The sequence below is a fragment of the Martinezella lusitana genome (assembly GCF_014207095.1).
In the GTDB taxonomy this organism is placed as follows: Bacteria; Pseudomonadota; Alphaproteobacteria; order Rhizobiales; family Rhizobiaceae; genus Rhizobium; species Rhizobium lusitanum_B.
In genome coordinates, this window is the sequence record NZ_JACHBG010000002.1 from 364,353 (window position 1) to 381,198 (window position 16,846).

At 61.4% G+C, this 16,846-nt stretch carries 13 protein-coding genes; 8 read left to right on the forward strand and 5 right to left on the reverse strand.

Annotated features, from left to right (window positions below; all coding sequences use genetic code 11):
• Positions 1-72: 72 nt before the first annotated feature.
• Positions 73-795: a GntR family transcriptional regulator gene (locus GGD46_RS06315; RefSeq protein ID WP_184702866.1), complete on the reverse strand. Its 723-nt coding sequence runs from the start codon at positions 793-795 to the stop codon at positions 73-75.
• A gap of 81 nt (positions 796-876) precedes the next feature.
• Positions 877-1,824, reverse strand: coding sequence for a DMT family transporter (locus GGD46_RS06320; protein ID WP_184702868.1), 948 nt, complete (start codon positions 1,822-1,824; stop codon positions 877-879).
• Positions 1,825-1,962: 138 nt separating this feature from the next.
• Here GGD46_RS06320 and GGD46_RS06325 point away from each other — a divergent pair, with 138 nt between their 5' ends.
• Positions 1,963-2,724 carry an AraC family transcriptional regulator gene (locus GGD46_RS06325; protein WP_184702870.1) on the forward strand — a complete coding sequence of 254 codons (762 nt, stop codon included), beginning with the start codon at positions 1,963-1,965 and terminating at the stop codon, positions 2,722-2,724.
• 5 nt (positions 2,725-2,729) lie between these two features.
• On the opposite strand, the gene GGD46_RS06330 is transcribed toward GGD46_RS06325, so the two are convergent.
• Positions 2,730-3,614 (reverse strand): sigma-70 family RNA polymerase sigma factor, encoded by an 885-nt coding sequence (locus GGD46_RS06330; protein ID WP_184702872.1) that lies wholly within the window; start codon positions 3,612-3,614, stop codon positions 2,730-2,732.
• Positions 3,615-3,747: 133 nt separating this feature from the next.
• Here GGD46_RS06330 and GGD46_RS06335 point away from each other — a divergent pair, with 133 nt between their 5' ends.
• Positions 3,748-4,206 carry a carboxymuconolactone decarboxylase family protein gene (locus GGD46_RS06335; protein ID WP_184702874.1) on the forward strand — a complete coding sequence of 153 codons (459 nt, stop codon included), beginning with the start codon at positions 3,748-3,750 and terminating at the stop codon, positions 4,204-4,206.
• A 55-nt stretch (positions 4,207-4,261) separates the two neighbouring features.
• On the opposite strand, the gene GGD46_RS06340 is transcribed toward GGD46_RS06335, so the two are convergent.
• Positions 4,262-5,173 (reverse strand): LysR family transcriptional regulator, encoded by a 912-nt coding sequence (locus GGD46_RS06340; protein ID WP_184702876.1) that lies wholly within the window; start codon positions 5,171-5,173, stop codon positions 4,262-4,264.
• A 233-nt stretch (positions 5,174-5,406) separates the two neighbouring features.
• On the opposite strand from GGD46_RS06340, the gene GGD46_RS06345 reads away from it, so the two are divergent.
• The 6 genes from GGD46_RS06345 to GGD46_RS06370 all read left to right on the forward strand — a co-directional run bounded on the left by GGD46_RS06345 (position 5,407) and on the right by GGD46_RS06370 (position 15,811).
• A complete protein-coding gene (locus GGD46_RS06345) occupies positions 5,407-6,219 on the forward strand; it encodes an alpha/beta hydrolase fold domain-containing protein (RefSeq protein WP_184702878.1) in 813 nt (270 codons plus the stop codon).
• 171 nt (positions 6,220-6,390) lie between these two features.
• A complete protein-coding gene (locus tag GGD46_RS06350) occupies positions 6,391-7,581 on the forward strand; it encodes an efflux RND transporter periplasmic adaptor subunit (RefSeq protein WP_184702880.1) in 1,191 nt (396 codons plus the stop codon).
• A gap of 120 nt (positions 7,582-7,701) precedes the next feature.
• On the forward strand, positions 7,702-10,899 hold the full coding sequence (locus tag GGD46_RS06355) for an efflux RND transporter permease subunit (RefSeq protein ID WP_184702881.1): 3,198 nt from the start codon (positions 7,702-7,704) through the stop codon (positions 10,897-10,899).
• Between the two features lie 275 nt (positions 10,900-11,174).
• Entirely contained in the window at positions 11,175-12,059 is an 885-nt protein-coding gene (locus tag GGD46_RS06360; RefSeq protein WP_184702882.1) for an NAD(P)-dependent oxidoreductase, read from the forward strand.
• A gap of 7 nt (positions 12,060-12,066) precedes the next feature.
• A complete protein-coding gene (locus GGD46_RS06365) occupies positions 12,067-13,851 on the forward strand; it encodes an IlvD/Edd family dehydratase (RefSeq protein ID WP_184702883.1) in 1,785 nt (594 codons plus the stop codon).
• Between the two features lie 127 nt (positions 13,852-13,978).
• Positions 13,979-15,811 carry an EAL domain-containing protein gene (locus tag GGD46_RS06370; RefSeq protein WP_184702884.1) on the forward strand — a complete coding sequence of 611 codons (1,833 nt, stop codon included), beginning with the start codon at positions 13,979-13,981 and terminating at the stop codon, positions 15,809-15,811.
• On the opposite strand, the gene GGD46_RS06375 is transcribed toward GGD46_RS06370, so the two are convergent.
• Complete coding sequence (locus GGD46_RS06375) at positions 15,774-16,796, reverse strand: YeiH family protein (protein ID WP_184702885.1); 1,023 nt, start codon at positions 16,794-16,796, stop codon at positions 15,774-15,776. The genes GGD46_RS06370 and GGD46_RS06375 overlap by 38 nt on opposite strands.
• Positions 16,797-16,846: the final 50 nt, after the last annotated feature.

The window sequence follows — 16,846 nt, forward strand, 5'->3', positions numbered from 1 at the left end:
GCCTCTAATTTGATCATTTGATCACAAAATACTTTAAGGTTCAACCAAATTTCTCAAACTCATTTTGGAAGCTTAGCGTCGGGCTGAGCCGGAACCCTTGCGCGGCTCGTCCTGAGTGGCCGGGCAGTAATCCTGCAGGATTTCATGGGTACGTCTGATATCGGCGACGACGCCATCCCGGGCAGCGGCGAAATCACCGGCCTTCAGCGCCTTGACGATCGCAACGTGCTCGCCGGCAGGGTCTAGCTGGCCGCTGCGCATCAGGGGTTCGACCGAAGCGGAAAGCATGCGCATATAAGGGCCGAAGCGCAGCCACAGGGTCTCGATCAGCTGCAGTAAGACCTCGGAGCCGGAGGCGCTGTAGATGGTGAAGTGGAACTGCTGGTTCTTGGCCATCAGGTCGTAGACATTGGCGCCGAGACCGATGACATGCTGTTCGCCGGCGATGCGTTCGAGCGTTGCGATGTCTGTCGGGGTGAGGTTCGGCAAGCCAAGTTCGGCGGCAAGGCCTTCCACTGCGATACGAGCACGGCAAAGATCGTCGAGCCGCGCGAGTGTCACGATCGGGATACGGGCCGAACCATTGGCGGCGACTTCGAGGGCATTTTCTGCCGCAAGCCGACGCAGGGCCTCGCGAACCGGCATGTTGCTGGTTCCGAAGGTTTCAGCAAGCGAGGCGATGGTCAGGGTTTGCCCGGGGTCGAAATTGCCGGCCATGAGCGCATTTCTCAGCTGTTGATAGACGCTCTCCTGGATCGTCGTTCTGGAGGACACCGGTTCCAGGGCTATGCGCACGCTTGCTTCCTCTCCGCTTCTGGGGACTCGTTCATGGTAGAACGAAGGGCGTGCGAAAGGAAAGGGGCATCGCAACTGCGATCAGGCTTCCTCCGTTTCCCAGCTTGTTTCATCGGCCGCATCCGCCTTCGCCGGAGCCTTCCGTAGCCCCAGGCCAACGCCGATAAGGGCCAAGGCGCCGCCGATGGCATGATAGGAATGCAGTTCCTCGCCAAGGAGTGCCCAGGCCAAGGCCGCAACGATGATCGGCAGGAGATTGATCAACAGCGAGGCACGGCCGGCTCCGAGTTTGTGAATGCCGATCATCCAGCACAAGGGAGCGATAAGAGAGGTCGGTATCGCGGCATAGAGAATGAGCGGCAGGTTTGCCGCCGTCACCGGCGAGATATCGCCCATCAGGAAGACAGGGATCAGCAGCACAGTCGAGAAGGCGATCTGCCAGAAGAGCTGTTGCCACATCGAGAGCGGCATTGCCCAACGCCTCAGCATGACACCATAGAGCGCATTTGAGAGAACGGCGATGATCATCAGGCCGTCGCCGATGTGAAAGCCGCCGTTGATCAGGATCATCGGATCGCCGCGGGATGTCAGATAGACGAGCCCGATCAGTGAAATGCCGCCACCCGCGAGGCTTGCCACCGTAAGCCTTTCACCCGCCAAGAGGCCGGCAAGCACGGTCGACAGCAGCGGCATAAGGGCGACCATCACGCCCATATTGACTGCCGAGGTCGTTTTCGCCGCCTCGTAGGCGAGGCTCTGGTAGATCACCATGCCAAGGGCGCCGAGCGTGGCGAGTTTCAGCCAATGGTCGCGCAACGCAGCTCTATTGCGCCAGGCCGCGCGGCCGACGAAAGGCAGGAGCACGACGAAGGCAAGCAGCCAGCGATAGAACGAGATGGAGCCGGGTGAAATGACGCCCGCCGACGCCTTGGTGACCACAGTATTGCCGGACCAGATCAACACGGTCAGCAGCGGCGCCAGGCCGGCGGCGCTCACGATGGATGCGGAGGAGTTCGGCTGATTGCTCATGGGATTGATCTCTCGATGTCGTTCTAACTTCAATGGGTATGAAGAGGGCGAACACGCTATGCCGGCGCGATGATCTTCTACTGCCTGTCTGAATTATGGTATATAACGAAGATAGGACAACAGTAGTGAGATGAGGACATGAGAAATCGGCTCCCGCGCATTCAGGGCGATCCACCAAATCCGGTTTCTTTTCGAACCGAGAACTACGAGGGCGGCACCATCATCCCCAAGAAGAGCCAGCCCTGGGGAGAGCTCAACTACGCCATAACCGGCGTTGCGGAGTTCGATATCGAGGGCGTGCGCTATCTGTCGCCGCCGCACTATGCCATCTGGCTGCCACCCGAGACGATGCACGGCGTCGGGATGCAGCACGATCTGCGCTATGCGACCGTCTACGTTGAGCGCGCTCTTTGCGCAGATCTCCCGGCTCAGACGTCCACGCTCAGCATCAGTCCATTGCTGAAGGCAATACTGGCGGATTTTGCGGCGCGCGACGTCACCATGCCCGAAACGGCTGAGGATCTGAGGCTTGTGCAGGTGCTGGTCGACCAGATTCGTCTCGCGCCGCGCTGCGAAAGCTATCTTCCGCTGTCCGACGATGCTCTGCTCGGCCCGGTGCTCGCAGCCCTGCAAGCCGATCCCGGGGACCGGCATTCGCTCAGCGAATGGGCGCGCAGGGTGGGCACCACCGAGCGCACCCTGTCGCGCCGATGCCAGGACGATCTCGGCCTTTCCTTCAACGAATGGCGCCAACGTCTGAAGCTGGTCGCGGCGTTGTCGCTGATCGAAGCCGGCGAGCCGGTGCAGCGGATCGCATCGCGGCTGGGCTACAGCAATGCTTCCGCCTTTATCGCCATGTTTCGTCGGCTGACGGGAACGAGTCCGACGCAGATGCGATAACGTGCTCATGGCTCGATCAGCACGATGTCGAGCGCGCGCAGCCGTTCCGGATCAGCCATCGCATCGACAGCCGTGACCAGATTGTCCTCATTGAGGGTGAAGCGGAGCGCGATGCGCAATTGTCCACCAATGATCACGACGGCGCCTACAGCGCCATCGATAACGGCTGCTCGCGCCGCCTGCGCGCGGCCATTGAAGGTCGCGGCAATGGCAGAGCGCCCCTGAAGTTCGCCGACAGACCCCATTCGAGCTGCAACTGCGTCGGGACGGAAGAGCGCTTCGGGATCGAGTACGGCCAGTAGCGCCTGCAGGTCGCCAACACGGGAGGCTGTCAGAAAGGCGTCGACCACGTGGCGCTGCCGGGTGAGATCGGCCTCCGTCGTCGATGGCGTATCCTGCACGCGCCGGCGGGCACGGCTCGCAAGCTGGCGGGTTGCGACCGTGGTGCGTCCCAGAATCGGGGCGATGTCGTCGAAAGAGACGTCGAACATGTCGTGCAGAACAAAGGCGAGCCGTTCGGCGGGATTGAGTTTTTCCAGCACCACCAGGAGGGCGAGACCGACGGAATCGGCCAGCAGGGCATCCTGTTCCGGATCGGTGCCGTTTCCGGCTTCATGCACCACCATTGGCTCTGGAACATGGATGGTCAGCGGTTCTTCGCGACGGGATTTGCGGGTGCGCAGCAAATCGAGGCAGATGCGTGCCGTGACCGTCGTCAGCCAGCCGCTGAGATTTTCGATATGAGATGTGTCGCTTCTGACCAGGCGCAGCCATGTTTCCTGCACGGCATCCTCGGCCTCCGTGCGTGAGCCGAGCATGCGATAGGCAACGGCGCGCAAGTGCGGCCGGTTCGCCTCGAATTTTTCCGCCTGCCACTTTTTTTCGTCCATCGGTCACATTCCTTCATCGTGTTCCGTCAGACCTATGACGAACGACATCCGGCCGGTGTGACAACGGATCGGCGGGAAAGTGCATCGTCTGAACGAGAGCGGCAACAGCGCTCGCACAACAGAGGAAACAAATATGCAAGCTCGTATGAAGAACCCCGTCCTCGTCCTTCCCGAAACGCTGCAGGCGCTTCTGGCCGTCAGCAATTCCATTAAGGATCGCGGCCTGTCGGAAAACACCATGGATCTCGTGCATCTGCGCGTCAGCCAGATCAACGGCTGCAGCGTCTGCACCGACATGGGCTTCCGCAAGTTGCAGAAGGCGGGCGAGACGATGGAGCGTATCGTCGGCGTCTCCGCTTGGCGTGAAATGCCATACTTCTCGGATGCTGAGCGTGCGGCCCTCGCGCTCGGCGAGGCCGTCACGCGGCTTGCAGACCGGCCCGACGCCGTCACCGACGAGATCTGGAACGAAGCTATCAGGCACTACGACGAAAAGGCGCTCTCGGCTCTCATTGTTGCGATTGCGATCGACAATGTCTGGAACCGGCTGAACTCGACGGTCCGCCAGCCTGCAGGCGCCTCCTGGAATTGAAGAATGCCGGAGGATGCCGATCCTTCTCCCCCGCGCAGGGGAGAAGGCAGTTTTTTCAGGCTTCTCCGACCCGCGCGGTCACCAGCAATTTGGCCAGCCAGTCAACGAAAACGCGCACCTTGTTGCTGAGATGTCGGTTGGGCGGATAGACGATGTGCATGGGTATGACGGGTCGGGTCCAGCCGGCGAGGATGGGCACGAGGTCACCCTTGGCAAGCGCATCTCGCGCCATGAAGCTTGGCACCTGCGCAATACCAAGACCGGTCAAAGCCGCCTGGATGTAGCTGCGTCCGTCATTCACCGAGAGAATGTAGCGCGGGCTGATCTCCAGGGATTCGTTGCCGCGTTCGAACAGGAAAGGAACCGTACGGCCGGTTTGTGCGCGAAAGTAGCTGACCGCGTGATGCTTGCTTTCCAGATCTTCCGGCCGTTCCGGGATGCCGTGCTTTTCTATGTAAAGCGGCGAGGCACAGGTGACGACATGCATTTCGCCAACGCGGCGGGCGATCAGCGACTGGTCGCTCGGCATGCCGGCGCGGAGCGCGCAGTCGACATTTTCGGCCAGATAATCGACAAGCCGGTCGCCGACGCCGAGGTCGATATGGATATCGGGATAGCGCTGGTGGAAGTCGCAGAGGGCCGGCATGACGATCCGCTCGGCAAAGGCGCCGGCCATTTCGACGCGCAGGCGGCCGCTCGGTAGGCTTTGCGAATTGCTGATGCTGCCGTCCAGTTCCTCGATTTCGGAGAGGATCTGAATGGCGCGCTCATAATAGAGTGCGCCGTCGGTGGTCACCATGACGCGCCGGGTCGTGCGGTTCAGGAGCTTCGCGTGAAGATGGGCTTCGAGCGACTGGATGAGCGTCGTCACCGTTGCCTTCGGCATGGAAAGGGCGGCGGCTGCACGGGTGAAGTTGCCCGTCTCCACCACGCGCGCGAATGCCCGCATTGCTGATAATTGGTCCATTCCATGATGTCCCTCGACCACAAAATGAAGAGGTCGATTGTTTGTAATTGTGAATAGTCTGATCGAATATAGGCTACTTATTCTCAGAACGGAATAACGATATGTTGTTTCTATGATTGTTGCAATGCGGCACGGGGCGCTCAAGACCGCATTATCGAGAATATGATTGCAAAGCGTGCTAGAGGACCGGCTTGGTTTAATCATGTTCATCCGAACAGATAGGATTTGGGTCGATGAGTGCGCCGTGGAAAGATGTTGTGCTGGAAAACGTGCCTACGGGGCCGGTGGCAGCTCGGATCTACAACGGTGAAGGTTTGAAGAAGGCGGCACCTCTCGTGCTTTATCTGCACGGCGGCGCTTTTCTGGATACCGATCACGCGATCGATCGACCGGTGGCTTTGAGCCTCGCTGAGGCCGGCGCCATCGTCGTTGCGGCGGATTATACCAGCTGCAACCATAATGCTTTTCCGAAGGTGCTCGAATGCGCCTACGGGATTTTTGCCTACCTCAGCAACAAGCGGAACATGCTTGCGCTGGGTGGGGCGAAAAAATCGCTGCTTTTTGTCGCCGGTGAAGAATCGGGTGGCAATGTCGCAGCGGGTGTCGCTTTAAAGGCGCGCGATCAGATACCCGGCTCGTTGGACGGGCAGGTGTTGATATCGCCTTTACTTGATCCTTTCATGGGATCGAAATCTTTCCTCCAAGCGGAGGAAAGCGGCATGCGCGAGCGCTGGACGGAGGGTTGGAACCGTTACCTGGGTTTCCTGGGCGGTGTCTGTCATCCCTACGCGGCGCCTCGATACTGTTCGCGGCTTTCGGGCCTCGCGCCGGCATTGGTGCTCACGGCCGAGGACGACCCGCTCCGCGACGAGAGCATGGAATACGGCAGCCGGCTGAAAGCGGCTGGCGTCCGTGTTCGCCAGCAAGTCCTTCCCGCCGGGACGGGCTGGCCCACTCTCTACGGCGGGCAGTCGAAAGACAGGCCTTCATGGCGGCAGGATGTGTGCTGTTGCTTCAAGAGCTTTGTCGAAGACGTGCAGGCTTAATCGACAATCAGCATCTCGGTCGCGAGGAAAGTCGCGGATTTGGACGGGATGTCGACGGTAAGACCGACGTGATTTCCGTGGTGACACACTGCGGCTCGCGCGCCTGACCGCATCGAGACGATAAGAATTTTCGGTCCCCAATCCCAAGAGGGGATCAAAGGAGAGACGAACATGAACTCCAACGGTAAGCGCTGGGCCCTATGGGGCGCCGGCATGGGTGTTGCTGCGGCCATTTCAGGTGCGGCTTTCTATCTGGAGCTGCCGCGCGGCGCTCAGGCAACCGAGGCTCCCGGCTCGGCGGCAATGCCGGCCATTCCGGTCACCGTCGCTGCCGTGGAGCCGCGCGACATCACCTCCTGGCAGGAGTTTTCCGGCCGGCTTGAAGCTATCGACCGCGTCGAAGTTCGGTCGCGCGTCGCCGGCGCGATCCAGTCAGTGCATTTCCGCGAGGGAGCCCTGGTCAAGCAGGGTGACCTGCTTGTGACGATCGACCCTGCACCCTATGAGGCGACGGTCGCACAGGCACAGGCCCAGGTATCCGCCGCCAAGGCGAAGCTCGATCTGACCAAGGTCGAGGTGGGCCGCGGCCAGAAGCTCTTCGACAACAAGACGATCTCGCAGAGCGATATGGATACGCGCACAAGCAATTATGCCGAGGCAGAGGCCAATCTGAAGGCAGCGCAAGCGGCTCTGCAGACCGCGCAGCTGAACCTAGACTATACGCAGGTCCGTGCTCCGATCGCCGGTCGCGTCGGCAAGATTGCCGTCACCGTCGGCAACCTCGTGGCCGCCGGCTCCTCGTCGCCGGCACTGACAACGCTCGTATCGGTCGATCCGATCTATGCGAGCTTCAGCGCCAACGAGCAGACCGTGACCCAGGCGCTGGCCGAACTGCCGGCGAACGGTGGTGCCGTTCCGCCGATCGAGCAGATCCCGGTTCAGATCGGTACGGCAAGCGATAGCGGCACGCCGATCAAGGGCAAGTTGCAGCTGATCGACAATGAGGTCGATGCGGCGAGCGGCACCGTCAGCGTTCGCGCAGTCTTCGACAATCCGGGCGGTCGTCTCATCCCTGGTCAGTTCGTGCGGGTCCGTATGGGTCAGCCGAAGGCCGAGAACAAGATCGTCATCGACGACCGCGTAGTTGGCACCGACCAGGACAAGAAGTTCGTCTTCGTCGTGGATGGCGAGAACAAGGTCAATTACCGGCAGGTCCAGCTCGGGTCGCTGGTTGACGGCCAGCGAGTGATCGAGAACGGCCTGAAAGCCGGCGAAAAGATCGTCGTCAACGGGCTGCAGCGCATCCGTCCCGGTGCAGTCGTCGCACCGCAGTTGGCAGAGAAGGTCGCGACCGCTCAATAAGACTTCGCCTTCTGCCCGCGGGCAGAAGGCCGACATTCCGAAATCACATGATCCGCCGGCGGCTCTCAAATCGTCGGACAGGAATTTTGCATCCGTTCTCACCCCAGAGGGGGCTTTGATATGAACATCTCCAGATTCTTTGTCGACCGTCCGGTCTTTGCCGGTGTTCTTTCGGTCCTCATCGTGGTCGCCGGCCTGATCGGCCTCAGAGCGCTGCCGATCTCCGAATATCCAGAGGTCGTGCCTCCGTCGATTGTCGTGCGCGCCACCTATCCCGGCGCCAACCCGACCGTCATCGCCGAAACGGTGGCGACGCCGCTCGAAGAGCAGATCAACGGCGTCGAGGGCATGCTCTACATGTCCAGCCAGGCGACATCAGACGGCGCTCTCAACGTGACGGTCACCTTCAAGCTCGGCACCGATCCGGACAAGGCGCAGCAGCTCGTGCAGAACCGCGTTTCGCAGGCCGAGCCGCGCCTGCCCGCGGAAGTCCGTGCCCTGGGCATCACGACCGTCAAGAGCTCGCCCAATTTCATCGTGGTCGTCAACCTCGTCTCGGATGGGGCCGACCACGACATCACCTATCTGCGAAACTATGCGACCCTGAACATTAAGGATCGGCTCGCCCGGATCGAAGGCGTCGGGCAGGTGCAGGTCTTCGGCGCCGGCGACTATTCCATGCGCGTGTGGATTGATCCGCAGAAGGCGGCCGAGCATAATCTTGCCGCCGGCGACATTAGCAATGCGATCAGCTCCCAGAACGTCCAGGCTGCGGCCGGCATCATCGGTGCCTCACCCAGCCGGCCGGGCGTGGATCTGCAACTCAACGTCAATGCCCAGGGCCGCCTACGCACCCCTGAGGAGTTCGGCAACATCATCGTCAAGACGGGCGCCAACGGCGAGATCACCCGCCTTCGCGACATCGCCCGCGTCGAGCTTGGTGCGCAAGACTATACGCTGCGTTCGCTGCTCGACGGCAAGCCGGCCGTCGCTGTCGCGGTTCTCCAGGCGCCCGGTTCGAACGCGATCGAGATCGCGAATAACGTGCGCTCGACCATGGACGTGCTGCAGCAGGCCATGCCTGCGGGTGTTAAGTACGAGATCGTCTACGACACGACGAAATTCGTCCGTGCCTCGATCGAGAAGGTGATCGACACGCTGCTCGAAGCCATCGCGCTCGTCGTCCTGGTCGTCATCCTGTTCTTGCAGACATGGCGCGCCTCGATCATCCCGCTGATCGCCGTCCCGGTCTCGATCATCGGCACTTTTGCGGTGATGTATGTCTTCGGCTTCTCGATCAACGCGCTTAGTCTGTTCGGCCTAGTGCTGGCGATCGGTATCGTCGTGGACGACGCGATCGTGGTGGTCGAGAACGTCGAACGTAATATCGAGAACGGGCTCAGTCCGCGAGACGCTACCTACAAAGCCATGAAGGAAGTCTCCGGTCCGATCATCGCGATCGCGCTGGTCCTCGTCGCGGTCTTCGTGCCGCTCGCCTTCATCTCCGGCCTATCCGGCCAGTTCTACCGCCAGTTCGCGCTGACGATCGCCATCTCGACCGTCATCTCGGCCTTCAACTCGCTCACCCTGTCTCCGGCACTGGCATCCCTGCTCCTGAAGGGCCATCATGCGCCGAAGGATCGGTTGACACGGATCATGGACGCGGTCTTCGGCTGGTTCTTCCGCGGCTTCAACCGGGCGTTCGGAGCCGGTTCGAAATACTACGGTAAGGGCGTCGGCGGCCTGCTGTCGCGCAAGAGCATCGTCATGGTGATCTATCTCGCGCTGGTGGGGGCAACCTATAGTCTGTTTGCAACGGTTCCAGGCGGTTTCGTGCCGTCGCAGGACAAGCAGTATCTGATCGGCTTCGCACAGTTGCCGGATGCCGCAAGCCTCGACCGTACGGAAGACGTGATTAAGCGCATGACGGACATTGCGCTGAAGCAGCCGGGCGTCGCCAATGCGATCGCCTTCCCGGGCCTGTCGATCAACGGCTTCACCAATTCCTCGAATGCCGGTGTCGTTTTCGTGACGCTGAAGGACTTCGACGAGCGCAAGACGCCGGACCTTTCTGGCGGGGCGATCGCCATGGCGCTGAACCAGAAGTTCGGCGTCATCCAGGATGCCTTCATCGCCATGTTCCCGCCGCCGCCGGTCAACGGTCTCGGCACGACAGGCGGCTTCAAGCTGCAGATCGAGGATCGCGCCGGCCTCGGCAACCAGGCCCTCGACCAGGCAGCCAAGGCAGTGATTGGCAAGGCCTATCAGACACCGGAACTCACCGGCATCTTCTCGAGCTTCCAGATCAACGTGCCGCAGCTCTTTGCCGATCTCGACCGCGCCAAGGCCGAGCAGCTCGGGGTCTCCGTCACCGACGTCTTCCAAGCGCTGCAGATCTATCTCGGTTCGCTCTATGTGAACGACTTCAACGCCTTCGGCCGCACTTACAGCGTCCGCGTGCAGGCCGATGCCAAGTTCCGCGCTCAGCCGGAAGATATCGGCCAGTTGAAGGTCCGTTCGGCTTCGGGTCAGATGATCCCACTTTCAGCTCTGCTGAAGGTGAACGCCACAACCGGTCCGGAACGCACGAACCGCTATAACGGTTTCCTGGCGGCCGACATCAATGGCGGCCCGGCGCCCGGTTTCTCGTCAGGCCAGGCACAAGCAGCGATCGAGAAGATTCTGCATGAGACGTTGCCGCCCGGTATAGACTTCGAATGGACGGACTTGACCTACCAGCAGATTCTGGCCGGCAATTCCAGCGTCGTCGTCTTCCCGTTGGCGCTGCTGCTGGTCTTCCTCGTGCTGGCCGCCCAATACGAGAGCCTGACCTTGCCGCTCGCCATCGTCATGATCGTGCCGATGGGTGTATTGGCGGCGCTGACCGGCGTCTGGCTCACGGGTGGGGACAACAACATCTTCACCCAGATCGGCCTGGTGGTGTTGGTGGGTTTGTCGGCGAAGAACGCGATCCTGATCGTGGAATTTGCCCGCGAGCTGGAATTCGAAGGCCGCACACCGGTTCAGGCCGCGATAGAGGCCAGCCGCCTGCGTCTGCGCCCCATCCTGATGACCTCCATGGCCTTCATCATGGGTGTCGTGCCGCTTGTCACCTCGACCGGTGCCGGTGCGGAGATGCGCGCGGCCATGGGTGTTGCGGTGTTTGCCGGCATGATCGGCGTCACCTTCTTCGGCATCTTCATGACGCCGGTCTTCTACGTGCTGATCCGCAGGCTGACGGGCAACCGTCCGCTGAAACAGCACCATCACAACGACAATGAACATTCGGCGGAGATACTCCCGATCGCCGCCGAATAGGGGCCGTGCCGAGCGGAACTCCAGTGCTCGATACGCCAAGGGCGGGACCGCAAGGTCCCGCCCATTCTGTTTTGAAGCCGTTTGCGGCCAAGCTTTCGAAGAATTTTCTGTTGGCGCGCCGATTTTCTTTGCATGGCGGCACCATAGGTTTATCAAGCTCTTGGAGGAATTGATGGACGTACGTCGGGCTGGCGAGAGCGGCTCGTTGGCGCAAGGACCGAAACATCGATAGCATGCTGTCGCAAGGTCCGTGTGTTCCATTCGGAGGATAGGCTATGGGCGGCAGAAAGATCGCTTTTCTCGGTACGGGATTAATGGGCGCGCCGATGGTGCGGCGGTTGCTGGCCGCCGGCTTTGCGGTGACCGCGTGGAATCGCGACCGGAGCAAGGCGGAGCCGCTGGCCGCTGATGGCGCGATCGTTGCCGATACGGCGGCGGAGGCGGCGCGAGGAACCTCGGTGCTGTTCACCATGCTCACCAATGGCGGCGCCGTCGGTGAGGTTCTGTTCGGCAGCGGCGTGGCTGACGCTCTGGAAATCGGCGCCGTGGTCATCGACAATAGCTCGATACCGCCGGCCACTGCGCGCGAGCATTCCTTCAAGCTTGCCGAGCGTGGCATCCGACATATCGACGCGCCGGTTTCAGGCGGTGTCGTGGGTGCGGAGGCCGGAACGCTTGCGATCATGGTCGGCGGCGACGCCGATGTTATCGACAGCGTTCGTGATGTCATGGCACCGCTCGGGCGCGTGACACGCGTCGGGCCGAGCGGCACCGGGCAACTTGCAAAGCTCGGCAATCAACAGATCGTTGCCGTTACGATTGGTGCCGTTGCGGAGGCGATGCTGCTGGTCGAAGCCGGCGGCGGTTCGCGTGAGGCCTTTCGCAATGCCATTCGCGGCGGCTTTGCCGAGAGCAGGATCCTGGAACTGCACGGCCAGCGCATGATCGAGCGTAGTTTCGAGCCGGGCGGAACCGCCCGCATACAGCTGAAGGATCTCGATATGATCCTCGCTACGGCCAGCGGCTTGTCTCTGCAACTCCCTCTGACCGAGACGGTTAGGGCCGAATTTGCGGAATTCGTCGAGAATGGTGGCGGGGAGCTAGATCACAGCGCCTTGCTGCAGCACCTGGAAGACAAGAATGCCCGAGGAAAGGCTTGAGAAAGAGATGAGCGATAAGGTTGTATCCAAGCGTCGTCTGCGTTCGCAGGACTGGTTCGACAATCCGGATCATATCGACATGACGGCGCTTTATCTCGAGCGTTTCATGAACTACGGCATCACGCCGGAGGAGCTGCGGTCGGGCAAGCCGATCATCGGTATCGCTCAGAGCGGCAGCGATCTCACGCCGTGCAACCGCCATCACCTCGATCTCGCCAAGCGCGTGCGCGACGGCATTCGCGATGCCGGCGGCATTCCGATCGAATTTCCGACCCATCCAATTTTCGAGAATTGCAAGCGCCCGACGGCGGCGCTCGATCGCAATCTTGCCTATCTCGGCCTTGTCGAAGTGCTTTACGGCTATCCGATCGACGGCGTTGTGTTGACGACCGGCTGCGACAAGACGACGCCCTCGGCGCTGATGGCCGCTTCGACCGTCAATATTCCGGCCATCGTTCTCTCAGGCGGCCCCATGCTCGATGGCTGGCATGACGGCGAGCTTGCCGGCTCGGGCATGGCGATCTGGCGCTCGCGCCGCAAGCTGGCGGCTGGCGAGATCGACGAGGAGGGCTTTCTGGAGGCGGCGCTCGCCTCAGCTCCTTCTGTAGGTCACTGCAATACGATGGGAACGGCCTCGACCATGAATGCCATGGCGGAGGCGCTCGGCATGTCGCTGACGGGCTGTGCTGCCATTCCCGGCGCCTATCGCGAACGCGGTCAGATGGCCTATCGCACCGGGCGGCGTGCGGTCGAGCTGGTGCTTGACGATATCAAGCCTTCGGACGTGCTGACGCGTGAGGCCTTCCTCAATGCCATCAGGGTCAATTCCGCCATCGGCGGCTCGACCAATGCGCAGCCGCATCTGGCCGCCATGGCCAAGCACGCCGGCGTCGAGCTTTACCCCGACGACTGGCAGGTGCATGGCTTCGACATCCCGCTGCTGGCCAATGTGCAGCCGGCGGGTGCCTATCTAGGCGAACGCTTCCATCGCGCCGGCGGCGTTCCGGCCATCATGTGGGAGCTGCTGCAGGCCGGCAAGCTGGATGGCAACTGTCCGACGGTCACGGGCCGGACCATGGCGGAAAACCTGAAGGGGCGGGAGGCGAGCGACCGCGATGTTATCCGCCCGTTCGCCGAGCCTTTGAAGGAGCGTGCCGGCTTCCTCGTGCTCAAGGGCAATCTGTTCGATTTTGCCATCATGAAGATGAGCGTCGTCTCCGAAGATTTCCGCAGCCGCTATCTCCAGGAGCCGGGCCACGAAGGCGTGTTCGAGGGCAGGGCTGTGGTCTTCGACGGATCCGAGGATTATCACAAGCGCATCAACGATCCGGAGCTCGGTATCGATGAGCGGACCATTCTGGTGATCCGCGGCGCCGGGCCGATCGGCTGGCCGGGATCTGCCGAAGTCGTCAACATGCAGCCGCCGGATGCGCTGCTCAAGCGCGGCATCCGCAGCCTTCCCACAATCGGCGACGGACGCCAGTCGGGTACGGCCGACAGTCCCTCGATCCTCAACGCCTCGCCGGAAAGTGCTGCCGGGGGCGGGCTTGCCTGGCTCAGGACCGGCGATGTGATTCGCATCGATTTCAACCATGGCCGCTGCGACATGCTGGTTGAGGAGGCGGAAATCGAGCGGCGCAAGGGTGATGGCATCCCAGCCGTTCCGCCCGATGCGACGCCGTGGCAACGTATTTATCGTCGCTCGGTCACGCAGCTTTCCGATGGTGCCGTGCTCGATGGGGCCGCTGATTTCCGCGATATCGCCGCCACCCCGCCGCGGCATAATCACTGACGGGGTGCCGGTTCGATCCCTTGGCGCATGCCGATCGAACTGCCGTTAAAGTTCGCGAAACTGGAGTAGTGCAAGTTAACCGAGTTGCAGTTATGTAATCTCTCCAGTTTCCGAAGGGAGGGGCTCTTTGGCAGAGGTGGTATCCGGGCGGACCGAAGAGGAGTTCCAGGACCTGTTGAGGAGGCTGGAGCTGGCGCTTGACGCGTCCCAGATCGGCGTTTGGCAACATAATGTCGATGACAAGGAATTGCTTTGGGATCCGCAGATGCACAGGCTCTACGGAACCGGTCTTCAGGATCGCAAAGTATCGTCCGACGTCTGGATGAAGGCGCTTTATCCCGAGGATGTCGAGAAGGCGCTCCGCGACTTCCAGATCGCGCTCGACGCGCGTGGTTTTTACAATTCTCAGTTTCGCATCGTCCTTCCGGGCGGCGAGGTTCGCTACATCCGCTCGCGGGCGCATTTCTACGAAGATCTTGACGGCGCGCCGTCCTTCATCGGCGCCGAATGGGATGTGACCGCCGATATCCTGCTCAATCGGGAGCTGACAAGCCAGAAGGCGATTGCCGAGGCACGCGCAGTGGCGCTCGAGCAAAGCCGGACCCGCATCGAATATGCGGCCGATCATGATTACCTTACCGGTCTGCCCAATCGGCGTTACCTCGATCGGCGGCTTGCCGAATTGCGCAGGGATGCGGTGATTGAAACCCTGGCCGTACTTCACATCGACATCGACGGCTTCAAGGAGATCAACGATAAATGGGGGCACGCGGCCGGCGACGCGACGCTGCAGAGTGCTGCGGCCCGCATCTCCGCTGCGATCACTGCCAACGATATCGTTGCGCGGGTGAGCGGTGACGAATTCGTGGCCGTGTTGGTCAATGTCGGCAGCGCGGAGCGACTGGCAGGTATCGTGAACGATATCCTTTCGCGACTGCGGCGCGAGGTGCGTTTCGGCAACGAGATGCTGCGGATCGGTGCATCCATCGGTGTGGCTTTGAGCCTGACCGGCAACGCAGCCAATCTGCTGGCGGAATCGGACGTTGCGCTCTTCCAGGCCAAGAAGCTCGGCCGCAATCGAGCGGAGTTCTTCACTCCCGAACTCCAGGCTGATCTGCATGCCGAACGCCGACTGGCTGACGAATTGCGGCTGGCACCGGTGCTGCGGCAGATCGAGCCTTTCTATCAGATTCAGGTGGACGCGCGCAGCCGCCGCATCGTGGGATTAGAGGCACTGGCACGATGGCGGCATCCGGAGAAGGGGCTGCTTAGTCCAGCCGCTTTCCTCAAGGTGGCGGACGAATATGGGCTGACCGCCGAGATCGACGCTGCCGTGCTAAAACGTGCGCTGGCCGACCGCGCTACATGGGTTTCCCGCGGTCTCGTGCCGCCGCGTATCGCCGTCAATATTTCCGGGCGTCGGCTTGCCGATCCGGACCTGATTGAAGGGCTGGAGGCGCTGAAGATACCGCGCCATGCCATTGCCTTCGAACTCGTGGAAACGATCTTCCTCGACGATCCCGACGACAGGGTGCTCGCCAATATCGATGGCATCAAGAAGATGGGGATCGATATCGAGATTGACGATTTCGGCTCGGGCCACGCTTCCCTGATTGGGTTGGTCAAGCTCAAGCCCAAGCGGCTGAAGATCGATCGGCAACTGGTGACGGCGGTGCCGGTGTCGGACGAGCAACGTCGCCTTGTCAGCTCCATCGTCGATATCGCGCGGGCCTTGAATGTCGAAGTCGTTGCCGAAGGCGTCGAGACAGAAGAGCATGCGCGCATCCTGGCGGAGATCGGCTGCGATGAGCTTCAGGGCTACGCTATCGGTTATCCTTCCCCGGAAGCCGAGGTCGCAGCCTTGCTGAAATCGGCTCATGCGAAGAGCAGGAGCCGATCGCCTGTTGCCGGCCACGGCCGCACTACTGGATCTGCAACGCGACGATCAAACCGTAGCTGATAGCACCCAGCATCAGCAGCGACAGTGTGGCTGCAACGATGACCCGGCCGCCGGCATGGGCCACGGCGCGCACGTTTACCGAGAGACCGAGTGCCGCCATGGCAATCACGGTCAGGATGCCCGACGCGGTTTCCATCGGTGTGATCACGGCCTCCGGAATAAGCCCGAAGGAGCGCATCGCCATCAGGCCGAGGAAGCCGCAGATGAACCACGGAACCAGCGAGGGGTGACGACCGCCTTTTCCATTCGTGTCGGTCGTTTCGACCTTGGTGATGATGCCGAGCAGGAAGATGACGGGTCCGAGCATCAGGACGCGGATCAGCTTGACCAGCGTGCCGGTCTGGACTGCGAGAAGGCTGACGGGAGCGGTGGCCGCAAGCACCTGCGGGACGGCGTAGACGGTCAAGCCGGCCAGCGTGCCGTATTGCGGGACGCTCATGCCGAATTGGAAGTAGAGAAACGGCAGGAGGAAGACGGCGGCGATGCCCAGCACGGCAGTGAAGGCAAGTGCTGCGGCGATCTCCTGTGAGTTCGCTTCGATCACGGGGGCGACGGCGACGATAGCGGAATTGCCGCAGATCGAATTGCCGCAGGCAATCAGCGTTGCAAGTTTCGGCGGCAGGCCGAGCAGCCGCCCGATCACATAGGTAGCGGCAATCGAAAGCACCACGACGACGGCGATGCCTGCGATCAGCCAGGCGCCTGCGCCGCGAATCGCCGAGAGGCTGATGGAGGCGCCGAGGAGCACGATGGCGATTTCCAGAAGGATCTTGGCGCTGAAATCGATACCAGGTTTCATGGATGGCTTCAGCGGCTTGAACGTGCAAACGGCAATGCCGAGGGCTATGGCGAGCACCAGGCTTTCGATCCACCGGCCGCCCAACAGGCCGACCTCCACATGCTCGCCGGCATAGGCGGCGATTGCAACTGCACAGGTGAGTGCGAGGCCGGGAAGGATCTTGCTTGTGTTTTGAGCTACTGACATGCGGAGCCGCCATTCTTCTTACGATGCGTTGACGGCTGGAAAGTCTCATC